A 22,471-nucleotide genomic window follows, 5' to 3' on the forward strand; every position below is an offset into this window, starting at 1 on the left:
GGACGGAACGCGAGAGGGGACTTCAGGAAAATCTTGCCGTCCGGCAGCGTATTCGGTCGCGCGCCCATGCTTTCGGGCGGTTCGGGCGCGCGCGCTTTCTGGACGAAGATCAGGTCGGCATCGGATTGCCCCGCGCTTTGGCGTGCATCAGCGGGGCGAGCGCCGCATGGGTTGCGCGGTAATCCTCGAACACGGGCGCGTAGCGCGCGCCGGCCTCGGCATCGGGCTCGATGACGAAATCTTCCGAGACCATGGCCGAGGCGGCCTCCGGCAGGTCGCGGAACGCCCCCGCCCCGACCGCGGCGACGATCGCCGAGCCGAACGCGGTCGCCTCGCTGACCTTCGGAACGGAGATCGGCAGGCCGCTGACGTCGGCATGCATCTGCAGCAGGAACCGGCTTCGCACGGAGCCGCCGCACGCCGTGAGCGAGGTGACGGGAACGTCGTTCGCCGCCAGCGTGCGCAGGATATTCTCCGTGCCGTAGGCGACGGATTCGATCAGGGCGCGCAGCATGTGGTCCGGGGAGTGCTTCAGCGTGAGGCCCCAGATCGCGCCCTGGAGATCGTAGTCGGTGTAGGGATTGCGGTTGCCCTGCCAGAAATCGAGCGCCACGAGGCCGTCGGCTCCGATCGGGATGTCGGCGGCACGGCGCATCATCGCGGCATAGGGGTCCTCGCCCTCAGACAGGGCGATGCCGAAATGATCGTGCCACCACTTGATGATCGAGCCCGATGACACCTGCCCGCCCTCAAGGACGTAGAGACCGGACACGACGCAATCGGGATGCGGCCCGAACAGGCCCGGGACCTCGTCCGCCCTGTCCGTCATGCACAGCACCAGATGGGATGATCCGGTGATGAAGGCCGTGCGGCCGGGCTCGCAGACGTCGAGGCCGACCATGGCGACATAGGCGTCGGTGCCGCCGCAGACGACCAGCGTGTTCCGGCCGAGACCCATGGCGTCGGCCACCAGCGGCGCGATCGGCCCGATGGGGGCGCCGAGCGACAGCACATCGGCCGGGAAGCGGTCCGTGATGCCCGCAAGCCCGATCCGCGCGAAGAACTCCGTCGGCCAGCCGCCCTGAAGCCCGCCGTGGAACCAGCGGTTGGTCGCCTGGTTGAGGCCGAGCGTCAGGCGCCCCGACAGGCGGAAGGAGATGTAGTCGGCCATCTCGACGAACCAGCGCGCGCGGTCGAAGATTTCGGGCTCGTTCTCCTTCAGCCAGAGAATGCGCGGGATCATCCATTCGGAGCTGACGCCGGCCCGGCATCGCGACAAGGCCGGATCGCCGCAGGCCGTCATGCGCCGGGCCTGGGCGGAAGCGCGGCTGTCCATCCACAGGATCGCCGGACCGATCGGCGCGCCGGCCTCGTCGAGCGCGACGAGGGTGCTCGAGGTGCCGTCCGCCGAGATCGCCAGAATGTCCTCCGGCGCGGCCCCGGCCAGCGACACGGCCTCACGAACCGCTTCGCAAGCGGCGCGCCACCAGTCGGTGGGCTTCTGTTCCGCCCAGCCCGGCCGCGGGAACGAGGTCGGATAGGGCCGCGTCGCCATTCCGCGCACGGTGCCCGCGAGGTCGGAGACGATGGCGCGCGCGCCGCCGGTGCCGCAGTCGAGGCCGATCACGAGAGGTGTGCGGGCCGTCATGTGCCGCTCCCCCGCTTGAGGCCTTCCGGCGCGTGGCCCATGCGGACCGCCATGACGACGCCGGCAAACAGCAGCGCCCCCTTGATGATCTCGCGCTGATAGTCCGGCCATCCGAGCAGGGCGCCGCCGCTGACGAGCACCGCCAGCAGCAGCACCGCCGTCGCCGTGCCGATCACGTTCGGCCGCCCGATGCGGATCATCATGCCGCCCAGGAACACGGCCGTCAGGCCGTCGATGAAATAGGAGGCGCCGATCATCGGCTGGCCGGAGGAGAGACTGGCCGCGAGCAGAACGCCCGCGACCGAGGCACAGACGCCGCTCATCACGTAGACCAGCACCAGGAGGCGGCTTGCGGACACGCCCACGTCGATGAGCGCTTCCTCGTTCTGCTCGGCCGCGTAGATGTAGTGGCCGAAGGTCAGCCGCTCCTGCAGCCACCAGGCCGCGACATAGAGCACGGCCGCGACGATCGCGATCAGCGGGATGGGCCCGACGCTCGCGGACAGGAACGCGCCGAGGACGCCGGGGTCGTCGATGCGGATGGAGGTGCCGGCGCCGATCGCCGCCGCGGCGGAGGCGCAGATGCCGCCGGTCGCGATGGTGGTGATCAGCGGCGACAGGCGCATGCGGCCGACGAGCAGGCCGTTCGCCAGCCCGACGATGGCGCCGACGGCGATGCCGCAGACCGCGGCGACAGCCCAGCCGGAGCCCTTGGACAGCAGCCCCGCGGCCGTCATGTTGGCGAGCGCGGCGACCTGCATGAAGCTGACGTCGATCTTGCCGGCGGCGATGACCCAGGTCAGCGCGAGCACCATGATCGCCATGAGGCTGGCGCTGCGCAGGATGGTGACGATGTTGCCGGCTTCCAGCATCTGCGGCCGCACGATCGTGAAGGCGGCGAGGCAGGCCACCAGCGCGAACAGAAGCCACCAGCGGCCGACGATCCTGACGCCGGACACGGGCGCCTCGGGGCGGGCGGTTGTGGTGATATCGCTCATGACCGCACCGTGCCGATCTTCCGGCCTGCGCCGGCTTCGCGCGAACCCGCCCCGCCGATGCCGAGAAAGCCGGCGAACATCGCGAACCGGCCGCGGAGCCTCTCGTCGAACAGGATGACGCCCGCGAGCAGGATCGTGCTGACCACGCCGTCGCTGTAATAGTAGGGCACGCCCAGAAGCGAGAACCCGTCGAGCAGGATGGTGATGAGGGCGGTGCCGGCGAGCGTCGCCGGGATCGAGGCTCCGCCGAGCAGCGCGGCGCCGAGGAACACGCTGGCATAGGCCGGCATCAGGAAATTGGCGCCCTCGTTCGTGTCCGCCGTGCCGGATTCCGCCAGGATCAGCACGACCGCCAGCACCGACGTCGCCGCGCACACCGCGAACGCGCTCATGGTGTAGAGCCGCACCGGGATGCCGGAGAAATGGGCGGAAACCGGATTTTCGCCCGTGGCGTAGAACGACGATCCGAAGCGGGACCGGTGCATCACGACGTAGGCGAGCACATAGACCGCGAGCAGGAAATAGACCGAGGCGTTGAGGCCGAGGAAGCGGATGTCGTTGAGGTCGATCAGGCCGGAGGTCATGAAATTCTGGAAGATCGTGCGCCCCCCGGTGTAGAGGAACGCCGCTCCGCCGACGACCGAGCCCGTGGCGATGGTGGTGACGATGTCGGGCAGCCGCGCATAGCTGACGGCGATGCCGTTGACGAGGCCGACCGCGATGCCCACGGCGAGCCCGCCGGCGATGGCGACCCACAGGCTGTATCCGCCGGCGATCATGAAGCCGATGGTCATGGCCGCGAACGAGGCGATGCCGGGGAACGACAGGTCGTATTTGCGCACGACCACCACGAAGGTCAGCCCCAGCGCCGCCAGGCCGTTCGCAGCCATGTGGCGGGTGACCGCCGTCAGGTTGCGCGCCGACAGATAGCGCGGCTCGATGGCGGAGAAGATGGCGATCACCAGCGCGGCCAGCACGAAGAAGGCGATGGCGCGGTAGAGCGCCGGTGGAAGTTCCTTTCGAACGCTTCGCTCCCTCATCGTCATTGCAGGCTCCCCATGATCCCGGCGGCGAGAAGCCGGCTTCGGGACGTCTCGGTTGAAGGCTGGCCCACCTGCCGGCCCTTGTAGAGTGCGAACACACGGTCCGAGAGGCCGTGGACCTCGTCGCAGTCCGTGGACATCACGATCACCGCGGAGGTGCGGGCGAGTTCGCGCATCAGCGCATAGAGGCGGGACCGCGCGCCGATATCGACGCCCACCGTGGGTTCGACGAAGATGTAGACGTCGGCCTCGGTGAACAGGCCCTTGGCGACGACGATCTTCTGCTGGTTGCCGCCGCTGAAGCCGCTGACGGCTCGGTCGAGGATCGGAGGCTGCAACGCGACCTTTGCGGCGAGTTCGGCGCTTGCGCGCCGGTTGCGCCCGTGCCGCAGCAGCCCGGCGAGGCCGGACGCCTTGCCGAGATTGGCCAGCGTCATATTGAAGATCGACGGCTGGCCGAGGGTCAGGCCTTCCACGCGCCGGTCGCCGGGCACGAGGAAGATGCCCTTGGCGAGCGCCTCCCGCGGCGACCGGGGCCGCACCTCCAGCCCGTTGACGCGAATGGTGCCGGAGACGTGGCCGGCGGCGCCGAACAGCGCCTTCGACAGTTCGTCGAGGCCGGAGCCGACGAGGCCGAACACGCCGAGGATTTCGCCGCGCCGGACCTCGAACCGGACATTTTCCAGAACGCCCGGGATGTGCAATCCCTCCACCGCGAACACGGTGTCCTCACTGAGGCCTGGCTCCCGCTTCGGCGGATAGATGTTGTCCAGGGTCTCGCCGAGCATCAGTTCCGCGAGCGAAATGCCCTGGGTGCGGGCGTGCTCGGCCGTCATCGTGACGATGCGGCGGCCGCCCCGGAACACGGTGAGGCGGTCGGCGATTTCCATCACCTCTTCCAGGCGGTGGGTGATGTAGACGATCGAGATGCCCGAGGCGCGCAAGGTCGTCATCAGGCTGAACAGCACGCCCTTCTCGACTTCGGTCAGCGTGGACGTCGGTTCGTCGAGGATGAGGACCCGGATATTGTCCCGCGACAGCGCCTGCAGCACGGCGACGATCTCCCGCTCGACCATCGACATCGTGGCGACCCGGCGGGAAAGATCGATGTTCACGGGAAAGCGCGCGAGCAGGGCGTCGCCGCGCTGCTTCATGGCCTGCCGGTCGATGCGGCTGAAGAAGCCGCGCCGCGCGCCTTCGAGCCCAAGGAAGATATTCTCATAGCCCGTCAGGTCCGCCACGAGTTCGGGGTGCTGCTGCACCGCCGCCACGCCCTCGGCGAGGGCATCGCGCGGGGAACGGAACTCCACGGCGCGGCCGTCGATGTCGATCGTGCCCTCGTCCTTGGTGTAGACGCCGGACAGGATCTTGATGAAGGTCGACTTGCCGGCGCCGTTGACGCCGAGCAGGGCGTGGATTTCGCCGCGCTCCAGCGTGAAATCCACATCGTCCAGCGCCTGCACCGCGCCGAAGCGCTTGGCGAGCCGCGATATGGTCAGGATCGGTTGGGCCACCGCGTGACCTCCCTCACAGATGTTCCGGCTGGTCAGCCCGGGCAAGAATGTCGGAACGGCGAGGCCGGGCGGCGGGCGGCAATGCGCCCCGCCGCCCGGCCGGCGCGGATCAGACGGCGCGGACCCAGCCGAGTTCGCCAGCGCGGCCGGGAACGTCGTAGTCGTCCGGCAGCCCGGCCTTGAGCATCTCCTGGGTGACGGCATAGGCGGGGGTGATGACCGTGCGCGGGGTCTTGCGGCCAGCGAGATGCTCGTGGGCGTAGAACACGTCGAGATAGGCCATCTCGTAGAACGACTGCGCCATGGTGAGCTTCAGCTGCGAGCCGGCGGCGATGTAGTTGAACGCCTGCGAGCCGCCGTCGATGCCGGTGATGATCAGGTTCGGACGGTCCGCGGCACGGGCCGCGAGCGTGCCTTCCACCGCCGCGCCGTCCCAGGCGCACCAAACGGCGGCAAGGTCGTCGTGGGCGGTCAGGATATTGTCGACCGCCTGGCGCGGCGTGACGTTGCCCGCCAGCGCGAACGCCCAGCTCGTCACGATCTTGATGTCCGGATAGCGCTTCAGCGCCCATTCCATGCCGAGGGTACGCTGGTCCCAGCTTTCGTTCTGCGGCAGCAGCACGCGGGCGATCGGCCCCTTGCCGTTGAGCTTCCGGGCGATGTAGTCGCCGGTGTAGAAGCCCATGCCGAAATTGTTCGACATGGCGGTGGTGTTGACCGCGACGCCGGGAACCATGCTGTCGGCGGCGAACACCGGGATGCCGGCATTCAGCGCCCGCTGCACGGCCGGCGCGATGGCGACGGCATCCGCGGGCGTGATGAACAGGGCATCCGGCTTGGTGGCGACGAGGGAATCGATCTGGTCCGACTGCTTCTTGGCGTCGAAGCCGGCATCGGTGGTGGTGAGCGTGCCGCCCAGCTCCTTCACCGCCGCGTTGAAGCCGTCCTGAAGGTGGCGGCCGGAATCGTAGGTCGTCCAGCCGAGGGCGGCGGCGAACTTGTAATCGGCCGCGAAGCTCGGACGGACGCCGAGATATTGCGCGGCCAGCAGCGCCGTGCCGGCCGTCAGCAGGCCGCGCCGGGAAATCTGGAAACGGCCCCCGCCTTGGCCGTCGTTGCCGGTGGACATCGAGTCGCCATCGAGGTCGGCAGCCCCTTGAAACTCGGTGGTGTCGTTCATCGTCTCTTCCTCCCTGATTATTGTTGCTTCGCCTTGCTGCGCCGTTTGGGGCCGCAGTGGCGTTGTCTTCCGGATTTCGAGCGTGAGACCGGTCGCGAACGAGCCGGATCGGTGAACCGCGTCTGACTGGGGCGTCCGGCCCTTTCGGCACCGAACCGTGCGGTCAGACGCGGGTGCGCAGGGCGGCGGAAGCTGCCCGGACGGGCGCGTAAAGGGCGCGCCATTGTTCGAATGCCGCACCGCTGCTCTCAGTCAGCGCCGGGTCGGGCTCGATGGACCGCGCGATCGGCGGGCGTTTCAGCACGTCCGAGGGCGGGGTGTTGGTCGCGGCGATGAGCCCGAGGCGGGCTGCGCCGAAGGCCGCGCCAAGCTCGCTCGCCGACGGAATGTCGATGCCGACGCCGAGCGCGTTCGCGACCATCGACATCCACAGCGGCGAGCGCGACCCGCCGCCGATGCCGAGCAGCCGGTCGAAACGGGCGCCGTTGTCGCGAAATCCGTTCGCCGCCTCGTTGAGCGCGAACGCGACGCCCTGGAGCACCGCGAACGTCAGCGCCCTCTCGTCGGTGCCGTGCTCGAGGCCGACGAAGGCGCCGCGGATGTCGGCGTCGTCCTGCGGGCTCCAGCAGCCGTCGAGAAAGGGAAGAAACAGCAGGCCGGTCGCCGGCCTCGGCGCTTCGCCGAGGTCGCGGACGAGCTCGGCCGCCGGCCGCTTCAGCACCGACGCCAGCCAGTTGAGGCAGGATGTCGCCGACAGGATCACCGACATCTGATGCCAGACGCCGGGAACGGCATGGCAGAGCGTCTCGATCGCATGGTCGAGACTGGGCCGCGCCTCGCTGGTGGCGACGAACAGGACACCGGAGGTGCCGAGGGAAACCGTGCCGTCTCCCGGTTCGACGATGCCGCTGCCGCAGGCGCCGCAGGCATTGTCGCCGCCGCCGCCGGCCACCACCGGCCGGTTGACCATGCCCCAGCGGTCGGCGAGGCCCGGCAGCAGCGTGCCGGCCGGTTCCGTGCCCTCGACGAGGCGCGGCATGTGGGAGACGTCGAGGCCGGTCGACGCCAGCAGGCGGTCGGACCATGCGCGCGCGGCGACGTCCATCCACAGCGTGCCGGAGGCATCCGCCATGTCGGAGACCTTTTCGCCCGTCAGGCGCAGGCGGACATAATCCTTCGGCAGCAGCACCGTCCGGATGCGGGCGAAATTGTCCGGCTCGTGCTCCCGCATCCAGATCAGCTTCGGCGCGGTGACGCCGGGCGTGGCGCGCCGTCCGGCGATGCGGCGCAGATCCGGCTCGCGCTGTTCCATCAGCCGGCATTCCGCCGTCGACCGGGTGTCGTTCCAGAGGATCGCGGGGCGGATGGGCCGGTCGGCGGCGTCCAGCATCGTCGCGCCATACATCTGGCCGGATAGGCCGATGCCGCGCACGGCGGAAAGCTCCCGCGGATGGCTGGCGGTGAGGCGGTCCAGCGCCTCGCAGACGGCATCCCACCAGATGTGGGGATGCTGTTCCGACCAGCCGCGATGGGGCCGCTCGACCGCCAGCGGCCGGGACGACGCTTCCGCGACGATGCGTTGGTCGCCATCCATGAGGATGGCCTTCACCCCGGACGTGCCGAGGTCGATCCCCAGATACATGTCTTCACCCGTTCTTATGCGGTGTGTATCGACCCGGGATATTCGGCCCTGGGTTTCTCTCCCTTGACGGGCGCTTCGTCGGCGACCCGTTCGTTGGCGGCCTTGTGGCCGTCGTTGTGCGGCTTCCGCCGGTCTTCCGTTCGCGGGGCGGGCCGCGAACGCGTTCATGCCGTCCGGCCTTGCGGGCCGGGTCTCAGGCGACCTGCGACAGGCCGGTCAGATAGCGGTCGATTTCCTGCGCCTGGGTCTCGCGCAGCCGCAGGCCGAGCTTGCTGCGCCGCCAGAGAATATCTTCGCTGGTGAGCGCCCATTCGTTTCGTCGCATGTGGTCGATTTCGGCCTCGGTGAGGCCGGCGCCGAAAGATTGTCCGAGATCCGCCGTCTTGCGGGCATGGCCGAGAATGGCCGGGGCCTCGGTGCCGTAATAGCGCACGAAGCGGGTGGCTTCGCCGGGCGGCAGGAACGGATAGGCCTCGGCGAGCGCGCGCACGAGGGCGGGGAAATCCTGTTTCGGAAAGTCGCCGCCCGGCAGGCTGGCGCGGCCGGTCCAGCCGCGCATGGAGGCCACCTTCGCGCGGTGCGACGGATCGAGCAGCGGTTCGATCTTGTCGAGGGCGGATTCCGCCAGGCGGCGGTAGGTCGTGATCTTGCCGCCGAAGATCGACAGCATCGGCGCGCCGTCGGACTGGTCGAGTTCGAGCACATAGTCGCGGGTTGCCGCCTGCGCGGCGCTTGCGCCGTCGTCGTAGAGCGGACGGACGCCGGAATAGGTCCACACCACGTCGGCGGGCGCGATCGGCCGGCTGAAATAGGCGCTGGCGGCGCGGCACAGATAGTGGATTTCGTCCTCGCTCGCCCGGACGCGGTCGAGATCGCCGGAATAATCGCGGTCGGTCGTGCCGATGAGGGTGAAATCGCCCTCGTAGGGGATCGTGAAGACGATCCGGCCGTCGCCGTTCTGGAAGATGAAGCAGCGGTCGTGGTCATAGAGCTTCGGGACCACGATGTGCGAGCCCTGCACCATGCGGGTTCTGCCGCCGGTCCGCCGCCCGGCGAGCGTGCGCACGACGTCGCCGGCCCACGGCCCGGCCGCGTTGACCACGATCGGCGCCCGGATATCGCGGCGCGCGCCGTTGGCGCCTTCCACCGTGAGCGTCCATCCGCCCGGCCCCGTCCTGGCGGCGACGCAGGCGGTGCGGGACCGGATCTCGGCGCCGAGACGCCGGGCATCGCGCGCGTTCAGGATGACGAGGCGATTGTCCTCGACCCAGCAGTCGGAATATTCGAAGCCGACCCGGAGCCCGGGCTTCAGGCCCTGTCCGATCGGGCTGCGGGCGAAGTCGACCGAACTCGTGCCCGGCAGCGCCTTGCGGCCGCCGAGATGGTCGTAGATCAGGAGGCCGAGCCGGAGCATCCAGCGCGGTCGCATCTCCTTCACATGAGGCAGCACGAAGCGCAGCGGCCTGACGATATGGGGGGCTATGCCCCACAGCACCTCGCGCTCCTTCAACGCCTCCCGCACCAGGCGGAACTCGTAGTGCTCGAGATAGCGCAGGCCGCCGTGCAGCAGCTTGGTCGATGCGGAGGACGTCGCGCCGCCGAGATCGCCGCGATCGCACAGGAACACCTTGAGGCCGCGGCCTGCGGCATCGCGGGCGATGCCGCAGCCGTTGATGCCGCCACCGATGATGGCGAGATCGTAGGTGTCGGAGGTCTGCGTCGCAGCACGCTCAGCCATGGCTGGCCTCCCGCGAGGGCGCGGTGCGGGCGGCGAGGATGAGATCGGCGACCTCCACGAAGCCTTCACCGCCCCTGCCGTTCGTGACATAGCGCGGCAGATGGCTCGTCTCGTCCTTGAAATCGAGCACGTTGGCGACGCCGAACGATTTCGGAAAGAAGCTGAACATCGGGCCGTCGTTCGGGCTGTCGCCCACGAAGGCGATGCGATCCTTGTCCGCGTCGAGGTCCAGACCGAGCACGTCCCTGGAGAAAAGCCGGCTCATCGACAGCTTGTCGTAATTGCCGAACCAGCCGTTGACGTGGATCGACGACAGCTTGGCGACCGCCCCTTCCGAGGCGAACATCGCGAGCACCCGGTCGACGGCTTCCTTGGGCAGGGGCGGAACGTCCTCGCACACATCGATCGCGAGGTCCGCCTCGCGATAGAGCTGGTCCGAGGCGATGCCGGTTCCGGGGACCTCGCGCAGGATGCGCTCCCGCAGGACGGAAAGCCGCGCCCGGTTCTGGCGGCGCTCGTCGTCGGTCGCGAAGAAGCGCTGGATCATGCGCTTCCGGTCCCGCTGATAGGAGAAGTAGAACGCGCCGTTTTCTCCGACGATGCCGGCGACGGGCCAGAACCGGGCGATCATATCGCACCAGCCGGCAGGCCGGCCGGTGATCGGCACCACCGCCAGCCCTGCGGCGTCGAGCCGTTCGAGGGCCTCGTAGGCCGCGGCCGGCAGCCGGCCTTCGCAGGTCAGCGTGTCGTCGATATCGGTGAACACCACCTCGACCCCGGCCAGGGACGCGGCATCGAGCTCGGTGATGGGGCGAAGGTTCATCGTCCTTCCTCCGCAATGAAATCGTCGAGGATGCCCATGCCGGCCGCGAGATCGAGGAAGGAGTAGCGGTCGCGCATCTCCGGCGAGTGGCGCAGCGCGTCGCGATAGAGGCCGATGTCGATGCCGAGTTCGGAGGCCGTCGCCGCGCCCCCGGCGGCCCGGAGATGGTCGGCGAGCACGGCGGACGGGATCGACATCGCCTGAAGCCGCGGGCGCAGGTCCGGCCACAGGTCCGCAAGGCGCGCGTTGAAGCGCTCGCATGCGGCCTCGTCCATCGTCTTGGCGCGGCACACGGCAATGCAGGCCTCGACCGCGGCGGCGGGGTAGCGCCGGCGCAGATCGGCTTCGTCGAACTGAACGGGACGTATCCTGGGTGCGCTCGCCTCCGACAGGATCGCCTCCTGAAGGCGGGCCATCGTCACCGACGTCACGCCGACCTGCTGGCCATGGACCGTGCCCGGATGGCGGTCGCCGGCGAAGCTGTCGATCCAGTGCGAAATCTGGTGTTCGCCCATCGAGCCCGGATGGCTCATCTTGGCGACGCTGATGCCGAACCCGGTGAGCGTCAGCAGGCGCTGCAGATAGCCGACGGCGAGGCGGTCGCCCCGCGCAAGATCCGCCGAGCGGGCGAGCAGTTCGCGCTCGTCCTCGTCCTGCAGCGCATAGGGCGCCGTGAGATAGGCGGTGCCGAACATGCGGTGGGAAAAGTACCAGTCCACCTGGGCCGTCGAGCGGCACAGGCTGTCGCCCAGGCCGGCGGCGATGAGATAGGACGGCGCCGCGGCGTTGACGGCGAGGTCGATGAACACGCCCCGCGCGGCGTGAGCCGGCTGGGTGGTCTTAAGGCCGGAGGCGAGCGTGATGGAGGCGGTCGTCGAGGTGTAGCCGTTCATCGACGGCGCGGTGCCGAACACGCTGTAGGGGCGCCCGTCCTGTGCCGTCGCATATTTGCAGAGATCGTTGATGGTGCCGGAGCCGACCGCGATGAGGGCGTCGGCGCCGCGGGTCCTGTCCTTGAGCCGCTCGACTTCGCCTTCATCGGCATGGGGATGGTCGAGAACGACCTCGATCGCAGAGGCGCCGAGGGCAGCGGCGATCGCCGCACCCTGGGCGTCGCGGGTGTCATGGTCGCTGACGACGGCATAGCTCGCCGCCGGCATGACGCTGCCGACGAGATCGGCATAGGCGCCCCCGAGATCGTCGGCGATCACAACGCGTTCGAACGGAACTCCGGCAGGCTGGCCGGTATCGGGGTCGATCCACCGGCCCGCGGTGACGTCATCGATCAGCGACGTCCAGGATGCGGACGAGGGTGCCCGCCCGCCTTCGCGCGCCGTAACGGGGCGATTCATGCCGTTTCTCCCTCCCAGGGAAGCTCGTCTTGTTTTGTGGCATTCTTCAATCAGTCATGAATTTTGTCAATGTCGTTTTTCGCGACGTTATGGCATTTGCCAAATGGATGTTCGCGGCCCTGAAATCCGATAGAAGGGATGACGGAATCGGGGCCTACCGGAGCGCGTGTTCGCGAGATCGACCGTCCTGCGGGGGGCGGTCGCAGCAACGGCGGGCAAGGCGGGCGGCAGGCGATGCGGAAGACAGCTGGAGCGCGTTCCGATCTGATGGAAACATCAGATCGACAAGAAATCGCTCCAGACTCAACAGCTTGAGCATATCCTTGTCGTTCAGATCGATCCGATCTGAACGGGATATGCTCTAGGGGGCAGGCCATGACGGAAGCGGAAGCGGCGTCCCGCCGGGGGCGGCGGCAGAGTGGGGTGCCCGGGGCATTTGGCCTCGACCCGGTGCTCTGGGCGGCATGGCTCTATTACGAGGAAGGGCTGAAGCAGGACGAAATCGCCGAGAAACTGGGCGTGTCGCGGGCCTCGGTCTTCAACCTCTTGCAGCGGGCGCGGGAGGAAGGGGTCGTCAACATCAAGATCGATCCGGCCCGCATGGAGCGGGTCAGTCTGGCGCGCGAGATCGAGAGCGCGACCGGCATCGACGAGTGCTTCATCATCCCCGACGAAGGCGCCGCGGAACCGCTTTACGACCGCATCGGCCGGTTCGGGGCCCGGCTCCTGGAGCAGCGGCTGAGCGACGCGGATGTGCTGGGCGTCGCCTGGGGGCGCACGGTGATGTCGCTTTCGAAGGCGCTGGCGCCGATGTCGCTGCCCGGCGCCTCGATCGCGCAGGTCACGGGATCCTCGATCGCGACCTACGACTTCTCGCCGGAACTATGCACCTCGAACATCGCGGTCCGGGTCGGCGCGCGGTGCATCAACCTGCATGCTCCGGGCATCGTTTCCAGCGCGAAGATGAAGCAGCTGCTGATGGGAGAGCCCATCATCGAGCAGCACTTCAGGCTGCTGCGCACCTGCACCAGAACGCTGTTCGGCGTCACCCATGTGGGCAGCGAGACGCTCCTCAAGGACTCCGGCTTCATGTCCGAGCAGATCCTGGCGGACTATCAGAGCCGCGGCGCGATCGGGTTCGTGTCGGGCTACTTCTTCGACAGGGAGGGAAAGCCGGTGCTGACGGAGATCGACGCCCGCCATATCGTCATGCCGCTGGAGGACTTTCTCCAGGTGCCGGAGCGCATCTGCATCGGCGGCGGCATGGAGAAGGTCGCGGCGATCTCCGGCATGCTCCGAGGGCGTTATGCCAGCATTCTCGTGACGGACGCCGGCACGGCGCGCGCGGTGCTCAAGACGTACTGAAGCGCGCCGGCGCGCCGGACGTCGGTTTCCCGCCGCCCGGCTTGCGAAGGCCACCGCTCGTTCTTCGCTGCGCAGACGGCCTGAGTTGAACCGCGACGGTCAGTTTTCCGGCGTGAAGCGCAGGATGCCGGCCAAGCGAGGTTGCTTGCCGGTGTCGTTCGGATGGTTGACGCCGTCCATGACGGGCACTTCGGAGAAATCGAACGGGCTTATTCCGTCGAGGCAAGCGACGTTTACGGCGTGCAGGTTCCGGTCGGACCGCCGCTGGTGGTGCGTATAGATCCCGCAGCGGGAACAGAAGAAGTGATCCACCGACCCGGAATGAAAGCGATAGCTCGTCAGCAGCTCCTCGCCCTGAAGGATTTTGACCCCGCCAATGTCGGCCGTCACGACGACCGCACCGCGCATGCGGCAGTAGGAGCAGTTGCAGCGCCGGACCGCGTTGAAGCCGTCGCTGAGCGACACTTCGAAGCGCACCGCACCACAATGGCATTGGCCGGTTCTGACGTCTGCAGCGCTGGTCATCCTGTCGCGTCTCCCATTCCCGTCGTGCGCGAGTCTCCGGAACGAGGCTCGAAACGCCTGCCATCAATCTACCACCGCGATCGGCGGTCGTGCGCGGCGCGAGCCGCGCGGAGAAGGCCGGAAGCGTTCAGGTCCGCTCACCGCCGGGCGAGCGCCGAGATTCTGGCGACGAGTTCCGACTGCCGGTTGACGCCGAGTTTCTGGAACGCGCGCTTCAGCACGACACGCGCCGTGCCCTCGGTGATGCCGAGCGCGGCCGCGGCCTCCCTGACCGCATGGCCGGCGGCCAGCAGGGCGGAAAGGCGGGCTTCGCCGAAGGTGAGCCCGAACACATCGCGCACCACCGACGGCTCGACGACCCGTTCCTGCTCCAGATGCTGGGCCACCACCAGGACATGCCGGTCCGGCTTGACGATGCCGAGATGGGCCGCCGCCGCGCCGAGCAGCGGCAGCACCCACAGCACGAGGCGCTTGCCGGTGCCGGCCGCGGTGACGGTGATCGGCCGCGGTGCGCCACCCGCCTCGCCGGCTTCGGAATGGGCGCGGTCGAGCGCGGCCGAAAAGGCCGCGTCCTCGTCGGAGAGCGCGGGACGCAGCGCCCCGTCGCCGGCCGCGAAATAGTCGCCGATCAGCCCGCGCGCCGAACCGTTCACCAGGAGAGGACGCCGCGCGCCGTCGAGAATGAACGCCGGCCGGTCGAGCGCATCGAACGCACCGGCGACGGTCCGGTGCGCGGCACCGGTCTGAGCCAGCCGGCCGGATATGCGCAGCGACTGCTCGAAATGACGCGCGACCAGAAGCAGGCGATCCGCCTCCGCCCGCTCGTAAGGCCCGGCATCCCGGCCGCGCTGGACCAGCAATCCGGCCGGCGACCCCAAATCGGACTCGATGATGGCGACCATCTGCCAGTAGAGGCCGAACCTCGGCAGAAAGTCCGCATAGAACGGATCGGCCGCGATCTCGGCGTCGGTAAGGATGTCGCGGTCGCTGTAGACGTCGCCCGAACGGAAGCCGAACGTGGCGCGCGGCGCCAGCCACGGATTGCGCGTCGACCAGTCCTCGGCGTCGTAGGCGACGACCGCGCTGTCGAGGGCGGCCGAATGGGCGGCGACGGTCCAGCGCGCCGGCTGCCGCACATAGAGCAGCGCCCCCTTCGAGCCGAACAGCGCGGCGATGTCGTTCAGCGCGGCGGGCCAGTCGCCGGGCGTCAGGCTGGCCTCGTAGATGCGGTAGAGCGTGTCGTTGAAGGCGGGCACTCGCAGTTCCATCGGCTGGGCGTCGTCACAGGGCGCACGCGACGTGAGGGGCGAAAATCATCCGGCCGCAAATCATCCGGTCGCCATAAGCACCCGGGGCGCGGGTCGGTTCAAGCCGACAGGACTATTGGAGCCGACAAGACGCTTCGAAGCGATAAAACAATCGTGAAGTCTGCGGCGAACGATGTTTACACCGACCCATGATGGCCAGGCACGCACCCGGAGGCAAGATCGACCGGGCAATTTCCCCGCGTAATGTCGTGTCTCGGGGCAGATTCCACCGGACCGCAGGCTCCCGCGTATTTGTATCCCATACGGGATATTGAGCGAAAAGACGCTGCGTGGCATCGCTTTCACCCGGAACTCGTCTTGGGAAAATCGCGTGCATTCTATCCTGGAAACCCGACAGTTCGCGCCCGTTTTTGCGGGGTTGGGTCGAAATAGAGAGGCATGGCCGTGTCACACCTTTGCGGCCGGATCCGTTGCTGCGGTGGAGGTCGCTTCCCTCGATGCCTTTCCGGGGCGGAACCCACCGCTCCTATACCCATGTATAAATGACGACGGAGGTCACGGAACGTATATCTCGTTTATATCTTTGTAATACTCGGAATTTTTGCCGATATATTCCGAATTTTATCTTGATATTGCAAAGTCCGAAACCAATGTCCGTATGGCGACGGTGCGAAACCGTGCGCCGTCCCGAGATCCTCCTGAAGGCGGAGACCCAAGACCATGAGCGAACTGATCCAGCCGATCGTCGGCACCAGGGGCGCCGATATCGTCGGTCCGCGCAATCCCGCGGTGGAAGCGCAGAACCCCGACATCCTGATCCCGCCGCTGACGGACAATGGCGGCATTCCGAACCTCAAGTTCCCGTTCGCCATGGCCCATAACCGGCTGGAAGACGGCGGCTGGGCGCGGGAGGTCACCCGGCGCGAGATGGGCACCCTTCAGGAGCTCGCCATCGTCAACATGCGCCTGCCGCCCGGCGTGGTGCGCGAGATGCACTGGCACAAGGAAGCCGAGTGGGCCTATGTGCTGAAGGGCCGCGTGCGCTTCTACCTGATCGACGACCAGCGCCAGACCCTGATCGAGGACCTCGAGCCCGGCGATCTCTGGCTGGCTCCGGCAGGGTTCCCGCACGCGATCCAGGGCCTCGAGGAAGGCACCGAGTTCGTGCTGGTGTTCAATGACGGCAACTTCTCGGAAAACCAGACGCTGCTGGTGACCGAACTGTTCGCCCACACCCCGCGCGAGGTGCTGGCGAAGAATTTCGGCGTGCCGGCCGAGGCCTTCGACGGCATCCCGGCTTCGGAGAAGTACATCTTCCGCCAGCCGGTGCCGCCGCCGCTGGAGCAGGTGCGGGCCGAACTCGGCGCCGTGACCTTCACCGACAAATATGTCTTCCGCGCCTCCAGAATCGCTCCCACCCCCTATCCGGGTGGCGCGACGACGGTGGTAGACTCGCGCAATTTCGAGGTGACCAACCTCGCCGCGCTGTTCATCGACCTGGAGCCGGGCGGGATGCGCGAGATCCACTGGCATCCCGACGCCGATGAAATCCAGTACTACATCAGCGGCAAGGCCCGCATGACCGTGTTCGATGCGGTCAGCAACGCGCGAACCTTCGATTTCGTGGCCGGCGATGTCGGCTACGTGCCGAAGACCCTCGCCCACTACATCGAGAATACCGGCGACGAGCCCGTGCGCGTGCTCAACGTGTTCCACACCGGCGTCTACAAGGACGTCTCGCTGAACAACTGGCTCGCGCTGACGCCCCGCCACCTGGTCGAGGGCCACCTCGATGTCGGCGATCCCCTGATGTCCGCCTTCCGTCCCACCCGGCAGCCCGTCGTCAAGGGCTGACGGTTCGCCGGGACGACGCCCCCATCCGGGGAGAGGCACATGCCCCCTGTGCCTTCGCCGGATGAGGGGCGAGATCACCACGCGGCACGACGCACCCTGCGAGCCTGACCGGCCGGGGTGCGAACGATCCCTCGCGCCTTCGAAGCCCGCGCACGCGGGTCCACCGACCGCTCAACGGGAAAACCCCCATGGCCACGACTGTTCTCACGGCGAACGACAACAGCAATGCCGATCCGCTGGTGGAACGGCCCGTGGTCGGCTTCCTGCTCGCCTTCATGGCGGGGTCGCTCAATGCGTGGACGCTGCCGAACGCCCAGACCTTCGCGACGGTGCAGTCCGGCAACGTGGTGCAAAGCGGCTACTGGCTGGTGCAGGGCGACTGGGAGAAGTTCACCTTTCCCTTCGTGTCCGTGATCGCGTTCGGGCTCGGCTCGGCGTTCTGCGGCGCGCTGATGACGACCATCCTGAAGCGCGGCGAGATCTTCACGCCGGTGGTGCTGTTCCTGCAGGCCGCCATGCTGCTGGTGTTCGCCTATTTCGCCCATCAGCGCCTGATCGGCGACGCCGGGATCAACCCGCACCATATCGCCTACGGCATCAGCTTCGTGGCCGGGATGCAGGGCAACGCGTTCCACAAGAACCACGGCATGCTCTACGGCAACGTGGCGGTCACCTTCGTCGTGCAGATGGCGTTCAACTTTCTCGTGCAGGGCCTGTTCAAGCGCACCGGCATCGAGGGGCAGCCGAACCTGCTGTGGTCGGGCATCTTCTTCCTGGTGCTGCTGGGCTTCGCCGCCGGCGGCGGCATCGGCTTCCTGATCGGAGAATACGTGCTCAGCACCGGCGCGATCCTGCTGCCGACGGCGATCGCCCTCGTTCTCGGCCTCATCGCGGTGGCCGACGCGTTCAGGCACAAGGCGGTCGATCCGTCCTCCGGCGGCACCTTTGCCTAGAACACGCCGCGTTCCGATCCGCGCGCTCTGAACCACAAGGACGGCTCAGGCGTCCGAATCCGGGCCGTTCCCCTGCCGTCGTTGCCCACGGTCGGTCAGGGGGCGTCGTCCGGAACCCGCATCCGGCGCCTTCGTCCCACAATACGGGTGCCGGATGCGGGGCCAGGACGGAGACGGCAAAGGGGGTCGGCATCGACGGAGCGGCGGCGCGCCCCTCTGCTGGCGTCCGCGCGCCTGCGCACCGGCAGGCCGGCACCGTCGCCGCCAAGAGCCTTAAGCGGCCATGTGCCTTAAGCCGCCAGGTGCCTCAAGCGGCATGTGCCTTAAAATTGCGCTTCCCGCCGAACTCGCCCATGCTTTAAGAGAACCAGACCGAAATGTCGCGGCGCGGGTGGACATGTCCAGCGAGGATAACGGGGTCCGGCTTCGTGGCAAGCACCCCACGGAAGACCTCATCTATGAGCGGCTGGTCGACGCGATCATCGACAAACATCTGCGGGCCGGCGAGCACCTGAACGAGGTCAAGCTGGCCGAAGCCTACGACGTGCCCCGGTCGCGGGTGCGGCGCGTGCTGGAGCGGCTGCGCGACGAGGATGTCGTCGTGTTCCAGCTCAATCGCGGCGCCTTCGTCTCGCGTCCGACCATCGAGGATGCGCACCACGTCTACGAGGCGCGGCGGGAACTCGAATGCATCGTGGTCCGCCTCGCCTGCCAGCGGGCGACGGCGGCCGACATCGAGCGTCTGCGCCAGCACCTGCGCCACGAGCGCGAGATGTTCGACAGGCAGGATCCAAGCGTCAACCGGGTCGCAGCGCATTTCCATCACCTGATCGCGGAGATCGCCCGCAACCCGGTGTTCGAGAAGATGCTGGCGGTGCTGATCCGCCGTGGCGTGCTGATCCAGTCGGTCTATGAACAAAAGACCGGCATCCTGTGCCTGACGCATGAGCACGAGCGGGTGGTGGATTTCATCGAGGCGAACCGGCCCGATGACGCGGCCCACGAGATGACCCACCATTTCGAGCATATCGTCTCCAGCCTCAACCTGTCGGAAGCCCGACGGCAGGAAGCCGACATCTACGAATTCCTGCGCGGCTGAAGCCGCCCGCCGGGGGCCGGAATCTCCCTGCCTCCGCAAGACAGCGGGACGGTGCCGAACGCCCGTGAATCCGTGCGGAATCGCCACGCGAACCGGTCCCACCCGATCCCGATGCCCCCTGCCCCCGCGGCCGCTTGCGGCCGACGGCTGCCGCGTGCGCGGCGCCTGCGCGGCGGCGCAATCGTCCATGCCCGCCGAAAAATTTCCTCCCCGGCAGCCCATTTCGCGCACGCTGGCATGGCCATTGCATTGCCTTCAATATTGCACGCAATAGTGCAGGCAATATGTGAGGCCGGTATGTCATCTCCTTCCCTCTCAGCGCCCGAGCGCGATCTCGTCGGCTACGGCCCGCGCATTCCGGCGGGAACCTGGCCGAACGGCGCGCGCCTCGCGATCAACGTGGTGATCAACTACGAGGAAGGCTCGGAGCGCTCGTTCGCCATGGGCGACCCCGACCAGGAGCCGATGACGGAATGGGGCAGCTACGCCTTCCCGCGCGACATCCGGAACCTCGCCATGGAATCCATGTACGAGTACGGCTCCCGCGTGGGCATCTGGCGCATCCTCGACTCGCTGGCGGATGCCCGCATCCCGGCGACGTTCTTCGCCTGCGCGGTCGCCTTCGAGCAGAACCCGGACGTGGCGCGGGCGGCGGTCGCCGGCGGCCACGAGATCTGCAGCCACGGCTATCGCTGGGAAGAGGTGTTCCACCTCACCGAGGAGGAGGAGCGCGACCACATCGTCCGCGCGATCCGTTCCTTCGAGCAAACCTGCGGCAAGCGCCCGGTCGGCTGGTATTGCCGCTATGGACCGAGCGTGCGCACCCGCCGCCTCGTCGCGGAGGAAGGCGGGTTCCTCTACGATTCCGACGCCTACAACGACGACGTGCCCTATTTCGTCACGGTCGGCGACCATCGGCGCCTCGTCGTGCCCTATACCTGCGACGTCAACGACATCCGCTTCTGGAACTCACCCGGTCTGGCGCAGGCGGAGGACTTCTTCCTCTACATGCGCGAGAGCTTCGAGGTGCTGTACGCCGAGGCGGCGCGCGGCCCGCGCATGATGTCGATCGGGCTGCATCCGCGGATGATCGGGCGCCCCGGCCGCATCCGCTCGCTGAAGCGCTTCTTCGACTATGCGCGCCAGTACCACGACGTCTGGTTCACGACCCGCGAGGAGATCGCCCGCGCCTGGCTCGAACGCGACGCCGGTTCCGAGGAGGCGGGCGATGCGTGAGATCGCGGCGCAGCCCCTGACGCCCGAGGCGTTCGCCCCGTTCGGCGACGTGGTGGCGGAGGTGTCCCGCCCCATCCTGCCCTTCAACGGCCGGCCCGGGGCCCGGGCGGTGCTGGAGGTCGTCGCGCCCCCGGGACCGAGCGAACCCGGCCGGCATGTGGTGAGCCTGATGGAGCGCCATCTCCATTCGACGCAGGCGTTCCTGCCCCTCGACGGTGAGAGCTATCTCGTCGTCGTCGCGCCGGATGCGCCCGACGGCGGACCGGATCTCGACGGCCTCACGGCCTTCGCGGTGCCCGGCGACACCGGCGTGCAGTACCGCACCGCCGTCTGGCATGTCCCGATGACGATGCTCGGCGCATCGGGACGTCTCGCGATGCACGTCCACAAGGACGGCTCGGACGCGGACTGCGAGTTCCGCGACATTTCCCCGGTCGGCATCCGGCTGGGCGCAGTGCCTGCCCCTCCCCTCCCTTCCTCCCCCCTCTGACCCGTTGCCCGAGGAGACCACCCGATGCGCATGAACCGCCTGTCGTATACGCTCTCGGCCCTCGCCTTCGCGGTGATGGCCGCGAGCCCGTCCGCGCACGCCCAGAGCGCGAACGAGACCCTGATCGTCGCCGGCCCCCGCACGCCCGAATCCCTCGACCAGGAATATCCGCCGACCGAAGCCGGCCACGAGGCGCGCCGCAACATCTTCGAGCGCCTGCTCGTCTACGCGATGAAGGACGACCCGAACGGCGCCAAGGTGGAGGACTTCTCCAAGATCGAGGGCGCGCTGGCGGAAAGCTACGAGATCGCGCCGGACAACAAGTCCATCACCTTCCACCTGCGCAAGGGTGTGAAGAGCGCCGCCGGCAACGAGATGACCGCCGACGACGTGATGTGGACCTTCGAGCGCGGCTGGAACATGAAGGCCACGTTCCACTGGTACATGACGCAGATCCTCAAGATCGAGAGCTTCGATTCCTTCCAGAAGATCGACGACTACACCGTCAAGGTTTCGATCCCGCACCCCTCGCTGCTGCTGGCGCGGCTGTGGATCAACAACGACCTCGGCATCATCGACTCGACGGAAGCCAAGAAGCACATCACCAAGGACGATCCCTGGGCCTCCCGCTTCCTGTCGACGGACTCGGCTTCGTTCGCGCCCTATCACATCGCGAAGTTCTCGCCGGGCCAGGAAGTCATCTACGAGGCCAACCCCTATTATTACCGGGGCGAGGCCAAGCTGAAGAAGGTGATCTTCCGCGAGATGCCGACCTCCTCCAACCGCCTCGCGGCGCTGCAGGCGGGCTCGATCGACGTCGCCGAATGGCTGACCCCGCGCGAGATCGCCCTCGCCAAGAAGGTGCCGACGATCAAGGTGTGGGAGGTGTTCGGCAACTACACGCACCGCCTCGAGATGAACAATTCGCTGCCGCCGTTCGACAAGGTTGAGGTGCGCCAGGCGATGAACTATCTCGTGCCGCGGCCCGACATCGAGAGCAGCGTCTACATGGGCACCGCCCGGCCGACCAAGAGCCCTGTCTCGGAGATCTACCCGGCCTATACGGACGAAGGCTTCCCCTACAAGGACGACGTCGCCAAGGCCAAGGAACTGCTGGCCAAGGCCGGCTATCCCGACGGCTTCAAGACGGAACTCGGCTACCGCACCGGCGAACCGCTGGAAGAACAGATGGCGGTGATCCTGAAGACCGCCTTCGCGCGGGCCGGCGTCGACGTGACCCTCGTCAAGCTGCCGGCATCGAGCCTGGTGGAGCGCTACACCAAGGGCACCATGCCGATGTTCTTCATCCGCGACATGGCGATCGTGCCCGACGCGGCCTACGTGACCAACCTGTTCATCAACAGCCAGTCGATGGTGAACTTCTCGCACTACAAGAACGCCGAGGTCGACGCGCTCATCAACAAGGCGCTCACCTCCACCGATCAGGCGGCCCGCGAGGCGGACATGAAGACCGTGCAGAAGATCGTGGTCTCGGAAGCCCCCTGGGTGTTCCTGTTCAATCCCGGCTACCAACTTGCAGTAGGCGCCAAGGTGAACGGCTTCTCCTGGTACACGCCGAACAGCAACGCCTGGTACGACTTCAGCAAATGAGCCATGCCGGCCGGAGGCCCGCGGGCTTCCGGCCGGACTTTTGCATGGATGCCGCGCGCATGACGGAATGTTCCGAATGCGCTGCCGAAGACAGACCGGCGATATTTCTCGCGATGATTGCGGAGATGCAGA

At 67.5% G+C, this 22,471-nt stretch carries 18 protein-coding genes; 7 read left to right on the forward strand and 11 right to left on the reverse strand.

Features of this window, described 5'->3' with window-relative positions:
* Positions 1–109: 109 nt before the first annotated feature.
* The 9 genes from BUF17_RS16150 to BUF17_RS16190 form a co-directional block, all read right to left on the reverse strand.
* Positions 110–1,648 carry an FGGY-family carbohydrate kinase gene (locus tag BUF17_RS16150; RefSeq protein ID WP_073630539.1) on the reverse strand — a complete coding sequence of 513 codons (1,539 nt, stop codon included), beginning with the start codon at positions 1,646–1,648 and terminating at the stop codon, positions 110–112.
* Positions 1,645–2,646 (reverse strand): ABC transporter permease, encoded by a 1,002-nt coding sequence (locus BUF17_RS16155; RefSeq protein ID WP_073630541.1) that lies wholly within the window; start codon positions 2,644–2,646, stop codon positions 1,645–1,647. Before BUF17_RS16155 ends, BUF17_RS16150 begins: the two co-directional genes overlap by 4 nt.
* On the reverse strand, positions 2,643–3,692 hold the full coding sequence (locus tag BUF17_RS16160; RefSeq protein WP_073630543.1) for an ABC transporter permease: 1,050 nt from the start codon (positions 3,690–3,692) through the stop codon (positions 2,643–2,645). Before BUF17_RS16160 ends, BUF17_RS16155 begins: the two co-directional genes overlap by 4 nt.
* The gene (locus tag BUF17_RS16165; protein ID WP_073630545.1) at positions 3,689–5,203 is read right to left on the reverse strand and encodes a sugar ABC transporter ATP-binding protein; all 1,515 of its coding nucleotides are present in this window, start codon (positions 5,201–5,203) and stop codon (positions 3,689–3,691) included. Before BUF17_RS16165 ends, BUF17_RS16160 begins: the two co-directional genes overlap by 4 nt.
* Before the next feature lie 109 nt (positions 5,204–5,312).
* Entirely contained in the window at positions 5,313–6,383 is a 1,071-nt protein-coding gene (locus BUF17_RS16170) for a sugar ABC transporter substrate-binding protein (RefSeq protein ID WP_244530915.1), read from the reverse strand.
* A gap of 163 nt (positions 6,384–6,546) precedes the next feature.
* The gene (gene xylB, locus BUF17_RS16175) at positions 6,547–8,025 is read right to left on the reverse strand and encodes a xylulokinase (protein WP_073630547.1); all 1,479 of its coding nucleotides are present in this window, start codon (positions 8,023–8,025) and stop codon (positions 6,547–6,549) included.
* A 193-nt stretch (positions 8,026–8,218) separates the two neighbouring features.
* The gene (gene glpD, locus BUF17_RS16180) at positions 8,219–9,763 is read right to left on the reverse strand and encodes a glycerol-3-phosphate dehydrogenase (protein ID WP_073630549.1); all 1,545 of its coding nucleotides are present in this window, start codon (positions 9,761–9,763) and stop codon (positions 8,219–8,221) included.
* Entirely contained in the window at positions 9,756–10,586 is an 831-nt protein-coding gene (locus tag BUF17_RS16185; RefSeq protein ID WP_073630550.1) for an HAD-IIB family hydrolase, read from the reverse strand. The genes glpD and BUF17_RS16185 overlap by 8 nt, the downstream gene beginning before the upstream one ends.
* On the reverse strand, positions 10,583–11,938 hold the full coding sequence (locus tag BUF17_RS16190) for an iron-containing alcohol dehydrogenase (RefSeq protein WP_073630551.1): 1,356 nt from the start codon (positions 11,936–11,938) through the stop codon (positions 10,583–10,585). The genes BUF17_RS16185 and BUF17_RS16190 overlap by 4 nt, the downstream gene beginning before the upstream one ends.
* Positions 11,939–12,361: 423 nt before the next feature.
* On the opposite strand from BUF17_RS16190, the gene BUF17_RS16195 reads away from it, so the two are divergent.
* The gene (locus BUF17_RS16195; RefSeq protein WP_175563718.1) at positions 12,362–13,303 is read left to right on the forward strand and encodes a sugar-binding transcriptional regulator; all 942 of its coding nucleotides are present in this window, start codon (positions 12,362–12,364) and stop codon (positions 13,301–13,303) included.
* Between the two features lie 99 nt (positions 13,304–13,402).
* Here the strand turns inward: BUF17_RS16195 and BUF17_RS16200 are convergent, their stop codons facing one another.
* Positions 13,403–13,828: a GFA family protein gene (locus BUF17_RS16200; RefSeq protein ID WP_073630553.1), complete on the reverse strand. Its 426-nt coding sequence runs from the start codon at positions 13,826–13,828 to the stop codon at positions 13,403–13,405.
* 137 nt (positions 13,829–13,965) lie between these two features.
* Entirely contained in the window at positions 13,966–15,096 is a 1,131-nt protein-coding gene (locus BUF17_RS16205) for a helix-turn-helix transcriptional regulator (protein WP_073630554.1), read from the reverse strand.
* Positions 15,097–15,816: 720 nt separating this feature from the next.
* On the opposite strand from BUF17_RS16205, the gene BUF17_RS16210 reads away from it, so the two are divergent.
* The 6 genes from BUF17_RS16210 (at position 15,817) to BUF17_RS16235 (ending at position 22,339) form a co-directional block, all read left to right on the forward strand.
* Positions 15,817–16,950, forward strand: a complete 1,134-nt coding sequence (locus tag BUF17_RS16210) for a cupin domain-containing protein (protein WP_073630555.1) — start codon at positions 15,817–15,819, stop codon at positions 16,948–16,950.
* 188 nt (positions 16,951–17,138) lie between these two features.
* Complete coding sequence (locus BUF17_RS16215; RefSeq protein ID WP_073630556.1) at positions 17,139–17,903, forward strand: YoaK family protein; 765 nt, start codon at positions 17,139–17,141, stop codon at positions 17,901–17,903.
* A gap of 397 nt (positions 17,904–18,300) precedes the next feature.
* A complete protein-coding gene (locus tag BUF17_RS16220; protein ID WP_073630557.1) occupies positions 18,301–19,002 on the forward strand; it encodes a GntR family transcriptional regulator in 702 nt (233 codons plus the stop codon).
* Between the two features lie 297 nt (positions 19,003–19,299).
* Complete coding sequence (locus tag BUF17_RS16225) at positions 19,300–20,238, forward strand: allantoinase PuuE (RefSeq protein ID WP_073630558.1); 939 nt, start codon at positions 19,300–19,302, stop codon at positions 20,236–20,238.
* Complete coding sequence (locus tag BUF17_RS16230; RefSeq protein WP_073630559.1) at positions 20,231–20,728, forward strand: ureidoglycolate lyase; 498 nt, start codon at positions 20,231–20,233, stop codon at positions 20,726–20,728. The genes BUF17_RS16225 and BUF17_RS16230 overlap by 8 nt, the downstream gene beginning before the upstream one ends.
* A 24-nt stretch (positions 20,729–20,752) precedes the next feature.
* Positions 20,753–22,339 (forward strand): ABC transporter substrate-binding protein, encoded by a 1,587-nt coding sequence (locus BUF17_RS16235; protein ID WP_073630560.1) that lies wholly within the window; start codon positions 20,753–20,755, stop codon positions 22,337–22,339.
* Positions 22,340–22,471: the final 132 nt, after the last annotated feature.

Origin of the sequence: Pseudoxanthobacter soli DSM 19599 (genome assembly GCF_900148505.1) — a bacterium.
Taxonomy (GTDB): domain Bacteria; phylum Pseudomonadota; class Alphaproteobacteria; order Rhizobiales; family Segnochrobactraceae; genus Pseudoxanthobacter; species Pseudoxanthobacter soli.